This is a genomic window from Winogradskyella poriferorum, assembly GCF_050618035.1.
Taxonomy (GTDB): Bacteria; Bacteroidota; Bacteroidia; order Flavobacteriales; family Flavobacteriaceae; genus Winogradskyella; species Winogradskyella poriferorum_A.
The window spans coordinates 281,294-294,960 of sequence record NZ_JBODPY010000001.1; the positions used below are offsets into that span (position 1 = coordinate 281,294).

The following is a 13,667-nucleotide window of genomic DNA, read 5'->3' on the forward strand; positions in this document are numbered from 1 at the left end:
TTACAAATATCGCAATCTTATTTTTAACGTACTAAATATTAGCTTTTAACCCGTTAAAACTGACATTGAGGTAACAATAAAAAACAGCTATTATACCATTAAATTTTAGGCTTTCACAAGCCCTAAAATTTGCTATTTATTCCTACTTCTTAATTAAACTAATCGCAAAGCCACCTCCTTCAGCCAGTCTTAAACTAAGCTTACTTTCCTTCGTTATTTCCATATTCTCGATGGCGATATCGAGTGGATTATCATCCCAATGTGCACTTTCACCATCTTTGTAAATAACAGCTTCATAAGTTTGATCTGCATCCAAGAAATCAAAATCTAAATCTAGAGTGATTGAATTCTCATCAGTAATAGAACCAACAAACCAATTACCAGTATTACGTTCTTTTCTTGCGATAGTAACATAATCTCCTACCGATCCATTTAATACAACTGACTCTTCCCAATCAACTCCTACATGTCTAATAAACTGCAAGGGTTCTGGATTGGCTTCATAGTGTTCTATTAAATCTGCCGCCATCTGAACAGGACTATAAATCACCACATACAGCGCTAATTGTTGTGCTAAAGTTGTATTTACTTGACTTTCCTCTCTATACTCATCGAATTTTATATTAAAAATACCAGGCGTAAAATCTATTGGTCCCGCGAGCATTCTTGTAAAAGCAACAGTTGGTAAATGACTTGGAGGATTTCCTTTCTCTATAGACCAAGCATTAAACTCTTGTCCTCTTAATCCTTCTCTCGAAATTGCATTTGGATAGGTACGTCTTAGTCCTGTATCTTTTATAGGCTCATGCGCATTTACAGCAACTTCGTATTTGGCTGCTTTTTCAACCGCCGTATTGTAATGATTAACCATATACTGTCCGTGATGGTACTCTCCATCTGGTAATATTTTACCCACATAACCAGATTTTACTGCATGCATCCCATACTTTTGCATTAAAGCATAAGCTGTATCTAATTGCTTTGTATAGGTTTCTGTTGCGGCAGAAGTCTCATGATGCATAATAATTTCTACACCTTTCGATTTTGCATAAGACGACACCTCATCAAAATTGTAATCTGGGTATGGCGTAACAAAATCAAAAACACCTTCTCGATCTGGGAAACCAATCCAGCGCTCCCAACCTGTATTCCAGCCTTCAACCAAAACACCTCCAATATTATTTTTTGCTGAAAAATCGATAAATCGCTTCACATTCTCTGTGGTAGCACCATGACGACCGTGTGCTTTACCTGTATCGACCCATTTGCCATCAATTTGCTCCATACCATAATCCCAAGAGGATTTACCCAAGTGCATTTCCCACCAAACACCAGTATATTTCATTGGTGTAAACCAAGAAACATCGCCTAGTTTATTAGGTTCATTAAGATTTACAATAAGGTTGGACGAAATCAAACCAGGAGCATCTTCAGATATTTGAATTGTTCTCCAAGGTGTTTTAAACGGAACACTGCGTTTTACTTTATACTCTGTATTTTCACTTCCTACAAGAATACTCTTAAACTTAAGATTGTTCTTATCTACTGCTAAAGTCATATCAGAGTAATCGACCAAAGTAGCTTCATGTAAACTTAAATGCAATCCTTTTTCACCAACCAAGGTTGTTGGTGTATTAACAGCATTATTAGGAATGTACGTCTGCGCTAAATTTGGATGATTCTGTTTGCTTATGGCATCGATTTCTGAAAATTTGGTCTCCGAATATAAATGTTCATAAATATCCCAATCTCCAGGAATCCAATAGGTCATATAATCTTCGGTGAGATTGAACTCTGTATGCTCTTCTTTAATAAGTGCTTCTGTCCAACCTTCCTGTTCAGGGAAATGATATCTAAAACCTATACCATCATCATATACTTTAAATACAACATTAACCTTACGTTGAAGAGCGGTTGTTTCCTGAAGTACTACACTTAGTTCGTTATAATGGTTTCTTACATCTAATTGCTCGCCCCAAGGCATTTGCCATGTTTCGTCAAAACTTGTTATATCTGCTGTTTGAATTTCAAGATTCTGACCAATAGGATCCGCATTTGTAAATTCAAATCCTAAATAAGAGGTATCAATAACCACCTCATTTTTAAATTTAACCAGATAGTAAGGACTACCTGAGTTATTTACATTAAAATGAACCTTAATATTTGATTCTGGTGAAGCTACCTCAATTGAACTTTGTTCATTAGTTGCACATCCTATAATTAAACATGCAAATAGCAATGCTAAAACTCTTATCTTCATATTTACAGTTTTTCTAATAATACAATATCATATTTTGAGTCGACCACGACGCGACCATCTTTTACATTTGTTGTTATACCAGAATAGGCATCTCTCACGGTATCACCATCTGAATATAATTTAGAAACATCAATAGATTTAGGTCCTTTGTGAACATCAACTCCTATGACTACAACATCTTTATAATTCCCTTTTTGAAAACTTCTAAAAAAGTAATAGGGTTGTGCCGTAATCATCTGATGTTTGCCCGCTCCTACAGCTGGGTGATTAGCTCTAAACTTACCTATTTTTTGCCAATGTTCTAAAATATCTTTTGTTGTTTGATTTGTATTGGCATCCTCCCAGTTCATTACCGATCTTAAATTTGCATCACCTTGTGCCTCATCAACTTTTAAAACTCTAGCGAGCTCATCACCGTAATAAACTTGAGAAGCTCCAGGTGTTAATAATAGTTTTGTTGCTGTTTCAAATGGCTTTTTTCTAAGGACATCAAATGGGCTACCATCATCATGAGAGCTCATATAATTTAAAACACTAAAACCTTTTAAATCTGTTTGCAATTTCTCATCATATAGAGCAAACATATCTTGAATTGGCATTTGCTGTGCATTCCATTTAAATTCAAAATTGATTTGAGCTGTGAACATCTCATCAAAATAATTGACTTTTTTATCGCCAAAATCAAATGCCTTTCCAGCAGATATACCATAGTTATAAACTTCTCCAACTAAATAAAACGGATTATCATCTAGCACCTTTTCTGGATTATTCTTTTTAAAGTCGGCAAATGCATAATCACATTCCTTCTTAAATTCCTCCCACACATAAGGCTCAGTATGCTTAACGGTATCGCATCGATAACCGTCTATTCCGAACTCTGTTATATAATCCGTTAGCCATTTCATAATGTAAAAGCGTGGTGCTCTTGGATGCCCTGTTCTTTCAAAAAAGGCGTCTAGTTCTGCCACTTCTTCTTCGTATCTACCTTCTGATTTCCATTTCTCTACTAACTGAGGTGGTAATTCCACGTCCTCATTAGATTCTGTTCTTATATCTGGTAGGTTAGCCACTAAAGTGCAGGTTACGGTATTCTCATAGTTGTCATAGGTGCATTGTTTATCCGTTCGTACCCATTCATTTGGCCAAACAGGATCTTTCTCTGTAACTGGACCTGTATGATTTATTACAGCATCTAAGACAATTCTAATACCTTTAGCATGTGCTTCTTTAACCAACTCATGTAAATCTTCCTTTGTACCATAGTTTGGATCTAATTTAGTCCAGTCTTTTGCCCAATACCCATGAAAACCATACGATACACCTGTACCTTCATCAGTTGCTCCATGAATCTGTTCCACCAAAGGTGTCATCCAAATAGCATTTATCCCTAAATCCGTAAAGTAACCTTCTTTTATTTTTTGAGTAACACCTTTTATATCGCCACCTTCAAAACCACGTAATTTTCCTGGTGTCTCATTGCGGTCAAAATTTACATCATTTGTAGGGTCACCATTATTAAATCGATCTGTTAGTAAAAAATAAAGATTTGCTCCTTCCCAGACAAAAGGTGTTTGTTCTGCGGTATTATTTACTGTAGAATTAGTTGATGTTTCATCTGATTTATTTTTGCAGGTCATCACTAATAGGCAGATTAACAGTGTTAGCGTTACATTTTTCATTTGTTATGATTGATTTTTAGAATATATGATTGTAATGGCCCAATATCAATTCGTACTTCGGCCTTTCCGTCATTAACTTTTAAACTTGAATTATATTGATTGTATAATTGATCTTCTACATTATATTCTCCATTCTCAAGCTTTAATTTTTTAATTAAATCCTCAGGTAACTGAAGTTCAAAACCATAAGTATTATCAGCATTGAAGTTAGAAATAATAATTAATTGTTCCTCATCACTCCATCTTACAAAAGATAGAACTTTATCATTATACCATTCTGTATGGGCTTGATTGTAGAAATGAATATCTTGATAAGCGCCCATTAGAGCTGGGCTATAAATGATGAAATTGAGTAATCGTTTATAGAAATCTCTAAGCTCCGATTCTTCTGTTGTAGATTGCCCTCCATCAAAATTCTTGTCATTCACCCAACGCACCAAACTTGGTACAGAACCATAATCAAAAATTGAAGTACGTGTAGGATCACCAAATCCTAAATCCTCAGCTCCTGGTTCTCCAAATTCCTGCGCAAAATATACCATTGTAGGTGATGTTGTAGACGTTGCAGATACGACCATAGCTGGTTTACCCTTCTTTGCATCTCCAGCAAAATCTGGACTTGCAATACGCTGTTCATCATGATTTTCCAGAAAGTGGAGCATGTGATGCTCTATATCTGAAAGTTCAGATAGAATTGGCGGAATGTTGTCTGTTTTGCCATGACCTTGCATTACATGTTTTAAAGTGTCATAAAGTTGCACTTTATCATAGAGGTAATCCATCTTACCCTTTTTTATATAATCTCTATATAAGTGTGGCTGATAAACTTCAGCTAATATAAAAGCTTCGGGATTTTTCATTTTAATACTAGAATTCATATAACTCCAAAATTCTACTGGCACCATTTCTGCCATATCAAAACGAAATCCATCTACGCCTTTTTCTAGCCAGTAGATTGCAATATCTTTAAACTTAGTCCAAGAACTTGGAATTCGCTTATCCTGCCAAAATTTGAAGTGTGCCTCATAATTCTCGTTTTCATAACCCTCAGGAAGTTCATCAAAGTCCTTCTTGCCATCTGGACTAATACCATAATTTACCTTAACGGTTTCGTACCAGTCATTAACATTTGGCTTTGATGCTCGAGAACCATTACCAGTCCATTTAGCAGGGTTTTCATCAAACTTACCATCTGCTAGAGGGTGTTTCTCACCTCCTAAGGGAAGGTAGCCGTTCTGCCAATCTGGAACCTTAAATGACTCTCCTGGATTATAATAAAAATTGTTATCCATCGTATAGGTAACTGAAGTATCATCTTCAGCTCCAAAATCTGTTACACCTTCTGGATTGGTTAAACTCTTGTAATTACGTGCTACGTGATTTGGAACAATATCTATAATAAGTTTTAAACCTGCTTTGTGTGTACGCTCTATTAATGCCTCAAATTCCTCTAATCTATTTTCAACATTTTCGGCTAAATCGGGATTAACGTTGTAATAATCCTTAACGGCATATGGTGAACCCGCACGACCTTTTACCACATCAGGATCGTCATTTGAAATGCCGAATTTGGTATAGTCTGTTATAACGTCGTGATGTGGTACACCTGTATACCAAATATGTGTGACACCTAGATCTTTAATTTCTGACAGGGCTTTATCCGTAAAATCATTTAACTTACCAACTCCATTTTCTTCTAAGGTTCCCCAAGGTTTATTTGTTGTATTAGTATTACCAAATAAACGTGTAAAGACTTGATATACGACTTCTTTTCTCTTCATACTCTGCTTTATATCTTCAGTTTCTGAGGTTGTTAAACTATTTCCTTGTTTATCATTTTTACATCCAATCACCAGTGTTATACCTAAAGCTAATATGATAAATTTATAGTGCTTCATATTTGGATTATTATTACAATTTAATTCTTAATTCTTCCTCGTTATTTGTATCCCAATCTATCTTAAGGGTTAAGGTCTTGTATTGGGAATTATAAGTGCCATTTACTGTAGCATTATTCAATTTTATTTGCTTTGGTTTTGTCTGTAAATTATGAATGGTTAAATCAATAGTTTTTTTATTTGCTTTAAAGTTCTTTCCAGTTTCCGCATCAAATTCAATTTCTAACCATTTACCTTCTATTTCGACTTCAAACTCCAATATTTGATATTGCCCTTTTTCAATGGTGTTTGTAGAAGTACCATCGTCTGCATACATGTAGCGTTCAGATTTATCAACAGTAACTGTATGATAATACTGCAATTGTATGTAATTTTCATCATATTCTTTTGTTGATTGCATTGGCTTTGCTAACGGAATAAAAGCACCACCCCTCGCATAGACAGGAATAAAGCTTTCATCCAAAGAAATGGTTTTTGTTTGCCCTCCTTCGATGACTTCATCAGTCTCTATATCAAACCACATCGAACCTCGTGGGAAGTATATCTCTTGTGTTTTTTTGCCTTGTTCTAAAACAGGTGATACCAGGATATCATTTCCCCATAGATATGCAGTAGAGTAGTTATATAGATCGCGATTATCTGGTTCTTCAAAAAATAAAGGTCGCATTAAGGGTCTTCCTTCTGTGTGATTCTCTATCATTAAATGATAATTATAGGGTAACATTCTATAGCGCATCTGTATTGCAAAATTTGCTAGACGTTTTGCTTTTTCGCTTCTAAAAACAGGCTCACTGGCTAGTGTCTCATCTGCGTGTGGCCTAAAGATGGGCTGAAAAACACCATATTGTAACCAGCGCGCATAAAGTTCATCATCGAGATTAGCACCAGCAAAACCACCTAAATCACTATGCATATAAGCCAACCCTTGCATTCCCATTTGTAAAGCCATCTCCGGCTGTGGTAATAATCCTCCCCAACTTCTACTCACATCACCTGTCCATGGAATTAACCCATAGCGTTGTGAACCCGAATAACCAGCTCGCATTAATACAAAGGGTCTTCGATTTGGATCTGCTTCTAAGCTAGCTTCATAAACTAATTTTGCCCAATTATGACCATAAACATTATGTAACTCATCGGCTGTTCCTGTTTCAAAATTAACCCAATTAGGTAAGGCTTCAGGTTCTCCCAAATCTCCCCAAAAACCATTAACACCATATGAAGAAATCCGTTTGTAAATATTTTTGAACCATGTTTCTCCTTTTGGTTTAAAAATGTCAATAATACCGCCTTTGCCAAAATAAAATTCAAATACCGCAGGATTTCCAATCGAGTCTTTGGCCAGGATATCCTCTTCCACAGCTTCATCCCATCGATTAGACGTTTTTAGAACATACGGTTCCGTAATCAATGTAGTTTCCACATTTTGAGATTTAAGGACTTCTATCATCTGCTTTGGCTCTGGAAATGAATCTCTGTAAAATTCAAAATTACCTAGTGTACCTTGAATTTCTTTACCAAACCAATACAGGTCAATAATAACAGCATCAACAGGAATATTTTCATCCTTAAACTTCTTAACTGTTTCCAGAGTTTCTTTTTGAGAATGATAACCGAATCTACTTGAGAAATTTCCCAGCGCCCAACGTGGTAACATAGGTTGTTTACCTGTTAAATCTGTATAGTTTTCGATAATGTCATACCAAGTCTTACCAGCTACAATTTGATAGGTTTTTCTACCGGATAGTGTTTCATAAGTTAACGTATTATTCTTGGCACTATCTAAATCGAGATATCCAATTGTAGAATTATCAAAATGAAGTAAATATTTACTTGAAGACAATACAATTGGTAAAGTATAATTTAGCAACTCACCAAAAGATTGATAGCCATATTGGGCTCTGTTATAAAGAGGTAATCTATACCCTCTGCGATTCATCCCTAAGGCCCTTGAGCCACCACCATATAAAACCTCATCATTTGTGAGATTAAATTCAATCTTTTCAGATTCATCTGCTATTATATGATCTTTCACCAAATCCATCTTCTCATGCATACTTTTATAATAGCCTCTTTTTTCAGATGTCAAAGGATTTCCATTGTAGGTGTACGCAATTTTAAAAGGTTCGGTTGTTACCGTAATAGCAATACCCTCAGTACCAAAAGTGATGTTATTACCAGCATATTTATAAGAAGTTTCAACTTGTTCTGGAGTCATGACCACGGCATGAGATTCACTTGTTTGTGTCTCCCCTTGAGGCACAAAAGTTGTTTCTAAAATATCATTCGAATAAAACTTAAAAATGTACTCTCCATCATTGGTTACTACAGAAAATATTCCATTTTCTTCAGAATGCGATTTGTATACTCTATCTGGATTCTGAGCCAACGCACACGTGAAGCACATAAATATCACTAGAAGACTAATACTGTTTTTAATCATTCGGTTTGATTTAGAAATTATTCGGTAAAACATCTATTTTATAAGTTTTACAATTAAATATAAAACCTCATAAGACCAGAAATGGCTCATGAGGTTTTAAGGTTGCTATTAATCTACTCCCTTTCCTAAAAGGAATGTAAGTGGTATATCCAGTCGTCTATTCCATGAATTTTCTGAATGATCAGTTCCTTCAAAAAATAAGTTCTTAGCGTCCTTATTAGAATAGCCTTTTAGTTCTAATATTCTATCAACTTCTGGTGCATATTGTGGGTAATATTGATCTAGGGTCTGATTACCATAGTCAAAATAGATTTTATTAGTACCGCACTTAGGAAAACGGTCTTCCATGTAGGCAAAAATTGCTTCTGGAAATGGATTATCATCTTGAGGCATAGCACCAACCCAATGTGTGGAAAGGCAACCTGCGCCTCCAAATATTTCTGGATACTCACTGATGGCATACATAGACATTAATCCTCCCATACTTGAACCCATTACGAAGGTATGGTCTTTATCTGTAAAAACTGAAAATGTCTTGTCGATGAGTGGTTTTAATTCTTCAACTAAGAACTTAAGATAATTATCTCCATTTAGCTCAAAATTTTGAGAGCCAGAAATATCCTTTAATGATGCTTGCGTAGCCTCATCGATATAATTAAACGATTTCTGCGGAAACAAATCTTGCCATCTAATATTAGCAATATTATGAATCGCTACAACAATAAAATCATTTGTTTTTCCTGCATTCATAAGTTGAAACGCCCATTCATCAACCTTCCACTCTTGTTTATTCCAAGTTGATGGACCGTCAAACAACATCTGACCGTCATGCATATATAGAACACTATATTTTTTATCCTTAGAATAGGTGTCTGGTAACCAAACATCAACAGGGCGCTCCTTAATATATTCTGATGGATATCCTTCTAATCGAAGTAGTTCCCCTGAACTTAGAGACGCATTAAACTTGACAAACACTTCAGTTTCAGGTTCGGAATTTATATCCTCCTCAACGATCTCAGACTTTACTTGTTTACAGGAAAGTGAAAGTGTAAGAACCACCAATATTAAGATTCTTTGTTTCATTTTAATTTTTTGTTGTGAATAGATAACTTCCTTTTGATGCTAACACCAATTTATCACTCCATGTAATACTTTCATCAGTTTGCACATTTCTTAATGCTTTATCATTAATACCTAGTTCATCAAAACGAGATAAATCTAGTTCATATGCATCCTCATTTTTGTTTATGATATTAATAACCGTTTCTTCGTCATTGGATCTAACAAGCACATAAATATTATCTTTTGGTGCAAAATGCATGGTTTCACCAGAGTGGATAGCACTGCTATTTTTTCTAAAGTTGAATAACTTAGAAACATACTTCTGCATGTCTTTTTGCGTATCCGTCAATCCTGCTCCTGTAAAGGCATTTACAGAATCCCCTTGCCAACCACCAGGAAAATCTGTTCTTATAAGACCATGATCACCTGGCTTTTCAAAATCATTCATAAGGATCTCTGTCCCATAATAGACCTGAACTGTTCTTGGTAATGTTGCGTACAAGGAAAGCGCCATTTTAGTGCCTTCAATATCACCTTCTAATTGTGTAAAAACACGGCTCATATCATGATTATCTGGAAAAACTAAGATATTCTCAGGACTGGCATAATGAAAATCATTAGCTAATCCTTCATAGATTTTTACAAGTCCCTTATCCCAGGATTCATCCTCTTTTATACCATCGATGACCAAGCGTTGCATGGCGAAATCCATGGTGGATTTTAAGTTAGAATTATAGCCATCTTTATTCTTAGACCCTTGTTGCCAATACGCAATTAATAAAGGATTATAACTCCACTCTTCACCAACGATATTAAAGTTTGGATATTCTGTCATTATTGCACCTGCCCAATTGCTCATAAATTGTTTATCAGGATATGGATAAGTGTCCTGTCTAATACCTCCTAAGCCCAGACTTTCTATCCACCATATACTATTTTGAATAATGTATTTGGCCATAAAAGGATTACGCTGATTTAAGTCTGGCATGGTTGCGACAAACCATCCTTGGTTATTACTTATCCTATCAATTTCTGAGGCATAGCCATCTTGATTGGTTGTTCGTCTATGTGAAGAATGTTTTACAGTCTGCCAATTCCAATTATCAATATTCTCTTCATAATGCTTCTGAAAATTTACCCAATCTTTAAATGGCAAATCCTTCATCCACCAATGTTCTAAACCACAATGATTTGCAACTTGGTCCATAATAAGTTTCATGCCTTTACCTCTCAGTGTATCAGCAAGTGCTCTATACTCTGCATTAGAACCAAATCTAGGATCTACATTATAGTAATCTGTAATCGCATAACCATGATAAGAGCCCTCTTTCATGTCGTTGGTTAATAATGGTTGTGGCCATAGCGCTGTAAAACCAAGATTTTTTATATAATCAACATTAGCTATAACACCTTGTATATCACCACCATGCCTTGCATAATTATCTGACCGATCTGTTCCTTGCTCATTCAAACCCTCTACACTATCGTTAGCTTCATTTCCATTCGCAAAACGATCTGGTGTAATTAGAAATAAGGCATCTGAACTATCAAATCCAACATAGTCTATTGCTGACTTCTCTCTTTCTTTCAGCTCATAAGTTTGCACCAAATCATTTTCACCTTCTTTGCTAAAAGTGATATTAAATTTGCCTGGCTCAGTACCTGCATCAATCTGAAAATCTAAAAACAAATAATTTGGACTGTCTGCTCTAATAACCTTAGTTAAAATAACACCTGCGTATGAAATGTCAGGTGTATAGGACCCAATATTTGGATGATGTACGAGTAATTGTAAAGCATCATTCTTAAAATCGGTCCACCAATGTGGTGGCTCAACTCTATCAAGATCGTTATTAATTTCTGTGATTTCTTGAGGGCTTGCCTTATCTGACGAAGTTGATTCGCTATTACAAGCAAAAACCAACAACAAAATAAGACAGATTATGAGTTGCTTTAAATTCCTCATATTACATATGATTTTAAATTACTATTCCTCTTATAAGGAATTGATTTCGTTATATAGTAACTAAGCTATTTGGTGTAATGGTAACCGTTTTACCATTAACCAAAATATCTAATTCGTTATCACCTTCAAGCTCAAAATGCGTTCGATCTTTATCAACTATAACTTTGATTATTTGATGCCTAAAATTCACCTTAAAAGAATAGCCATCCCACTGCTGTGGTATTTTAGGTTCAAATGATAATTGATCATTTTTAACACGCATACCTCCAAATCCTTCAACAATACTCATCCAAGTACCTGCCATAGATGTAATATGAAGTCCTTCATGCACTTCATGATTATAATCGTCTAGATCTAAACGTGATGTTCTTAAATAGAAGGTATATGCTTGGTCCATTCTATCTAATTTGGCGGCTTGAATACTATGTACACATGGAGATAATGAACTCTCATGAACCGTAAATGGTTCATAAAAATCAAAATGACGTTCCAATTCTTCGGTTGTAAAGTGATCTTCGAAGAAATAAAAACCTTGAAGGGTGTCGGCTTGCTTAATATATGGTGAACGCAAAATCCTATCCCAAGACCACTTTTGGTTTATTGGTCGTTGCGTTTGGTCTAAATCCTCAACTGTAATTAGTTCTTTATCCAAAAATCCGTCTTGTTGAAGGTATACATTATGTTCTTCAGAATATGGGAAATACATGTTATTGGCTACTGCCTTCCAATCCTCAATTTCTGCCTTCGACAATTTCACCTTATTCATAACACGTGTGTAGTCTGTGGCATATTCCTGTTGTACTTTTTCAATATTTTCTACAGCATAGTCAATACACCATTTTGCAATGTAATTTGTATACCAATTATTATTAATGTTATTCTCGTACTCATTTGGTCCGGTTACACCTAAGATCACATATTTGTTTTTGTCTGCTGAAAAAGATGCTCTCTGTTGCCAAAATCTAGCGATACCAATAAGAACTTCTAATCCCATTTGAGGGATATACGTATAATCACCTGTATATCTATGGTAATTATAAATAGCAAATGCTATGGCACCATTACGATGAATTTCTTCAAAAGTTATTTCCCATTCATTATGACATTCTTCACCATTCATCGTTACCATTGGATATAATGCTGCTCCATTTTTAAATCCAAGCTTTTCAGCATTTTCTATCGCTTTTTGAAGATGCTTATAACGATACGTTAAAAGATTACGTGCAACATTTTGATCTTTTGTTGCCATGTAGAAAGGAATACAATACGCTTCTGTATCCCAATATGTACTACCTCCATATTTTTCGCCAGTAAATCCTTTTGGTCCAATATTGAGTTTTGGATCGGTACCGAGATAGGTTTGATTAAGTTGAAATATATTGAAACGTATACCCTGTTGTGCCTTAACATCACCATCTATTGTGATGTCTGCCATTTCCCAAATATGAGACCAGGCTTCCTTTTGCTCAGTTAAAAGTTTGTCATATCCAACCTTTATAGCCTCATCGAGAACCGATTTAGCCACATTAACCAACTCATATTTGTCCTGATTTCGATCCGAAGTATAACCACCAAATTTATGTATTGTAAATACATCGCCCTGCTTCACTTCTTTTTGATAAGAAAAGGCAACATGCGTGGAGGTTTTATCTATTCCTGGACTTAAGTCTACAAGCTGTTCATTGTAGAATAATTGAGACTGCATGAACGTGCAGGTATAAAATTCAGTTTTCATGGTTTTGGCCTGAATAAATGCCTTCTTACAATCTTGTGACACACTTAGGGTATCCCAAAATTTATCATCCCAATTTGTGTCTTCGTTATTAATTGCGCTATCGATATATGGTAGAAAATCAATCGTCGCATTAGCATTAACAGGCTTTACACTATAATTTATAACACCTAATTCCTCACGATCTAAGCTTAAAAATCGTTTTGCACTTACCTCAACCTCAACACCATTTTTTAAGGTCGCATTAAAACTTCTAGAAAGCCAACCTTCTTTCATGTTCAACTCTCTTCTGAAATTATCTACCTTTTCACATGCAAAAAGATCGAGTGGTTCACCATTGACCGACACATTGATTCCAATCCAATTAGGTGCGTTAAGGACTTTAGCAAAATATTCTGGATAGCCATTTTTCCACCATCCTACTCTAGTTTTATCAGGATAGTAAACACCTGCAATATAACTACCTTGAAATGTGGGTCCGGTGTATTTCTCTTCAAAATTAGCCCGTTGACCCATTGCACCGTTTCCTATACTAAATATACTCTCTGATGCCTTAACGTTATCTCTGTTAAATCCTTCTTCTATGATGGACCATTCATTGGGTACTATATAATCTAAATTCAT

General features: G+C 35.4%; 7 protein-coding genes. All 7 read right to left on the minus strand.

Annotated features, from left to right (window positions below; translation table 11 throughout):
- Window positions 1-142: 142 nt before the first annotated feature.
- A complete protein-coding gene (locus ACRHOC_RS01210) occupies window positions 143-2,260 on the minus strand; it encodes a glycoside hydrolase family 97 protein (RefSeq protein WP_431156676.1) in 2,118 nt (705 codons plus the stop codon).
- A 2-nt stretch (window positions 2,261-2,262) separates the two neighbouring features.
- A complete protein-coding gene (locus ACRHOC_RS01215; RefSeq protein WP_431156677.1) occupies window positions 2,263-3,939 on the minus strand; it encodes an alpha-amylase family glycosyl hydrolase in 1,677 nt (558 codons plus the stop codon).
- Window positions 3,936-5,837, minus strand: coding sequence for an alpha-amylase family glycosyl hydrolase (locus ACRHOC_RS01220; protein ID WP_431156678.1), 1,902 nt, complete (start codon window positions 5,835-5,837; stop codon window positions 3,936-3,938). The genes ACRHOC_RS01215 and ACRHOC_RS01220 overlap by 4 nt, the downstream gene beginning before the upstream one ends.
- Before the next feature lie 13 nt (window positions 5,838-5,850).
- On the minus strand, window positions 5,851-8,280 hold the full coding sequence (locus tag ACRHOC_RS01225) for a TIM-barrel domain-containing protein (RefSeq protein ID WP_431156679.1): 2,430 nt from the start codon (window positions 8,278-8,280) through the stop codon (window positions 5,851-5,853).
- A gap of 108 nt (window positions 8,281-8,388) precedes the next feature.
- Window positions 8,389-9,366: an alpha/beta hydrolase gene (locus ACRHOC_RS01230; protein WP_431156680.1), complete on the minus strand. Its 978-nt coding sequence runs from the start codon at window positions 9,364-9,366 to the stop codon at window positions 8,389-8,391.
- A gap of 1 nt (window position 9,367) precedes the next feature.
- Window positions 9,368-11,311, minus strand: a complete 1,944-nt coding sequence (locus ACRHOC_RS01235; RefSeq protein WP_431156681.1) for a glycoside hydrolase family 13 protein — start codon at window positions 11,309-11,311, stop codon at window positions 9,368-9,370.
- A 49-nt stretch (window positions 11,312-11,360) separates the two neighbouring features.
- Complete coding sequence (locus tag ACRHOC_RS01240) at window positions 11,361-13,667, minus strand: glycoside hydrolase family 65 protein (protein WP_431156682.1); 2,307 nt, start codon at window positions 13,665-13,667, stop codon at window positions 11,361-11,363.

Coding starts and splice junctions, on each gene's coding strand:
- ACRHOC_RS01230 (WP_431156680.1), bottom strand. CDS start 9,366: ATGAAACAAAGAATCTTAATATTGGTGGTTCTTACACTTTCACTTTCC.
- ACRHOC_RS01220 (WP_431156678.1), bottom strand. CDS start 5,837: ATGAAGCACTATAAATTTATCATATTAGCTTTAGGTATAACACTGGTG.
- ACRHOC_RS01240 (WP_431156682.1), bottom strand. CDS start 13,667: ATGAATTTAGATTATATAGTACCCAATGAATGGTCCATCATAGAAGAA.
- ACRHOC_RS01225 (WP_431156679.1), bottom strand. CDS start 8,280: ATGATTAAAAACAGTATTAGTCTTCTAGTGATATTTATGTGCTTCACG.
- ACRHOC_RS01215 (WP_431156677.1), bottom strand. CDS start 3,939: ATGAAAAATGTAACGCTAACACTGTTAATCTGCCTATTAGTGATGACC.
- ACRHOC_RS01210 (WP_431156676.1), bottom strand. CDS start 2,260: ATGAAGATAAGAGTTTTAGCATTGCTATTTGCATGTTTAATTATAGGA.
- ACRHOC_RS01235 (WP_431156681.1), bottom strand. CDS start 11,311: ATGAGGAATTTAAAGCAACTCATAATCTGTCTTATTTTGTTGTTGGTT.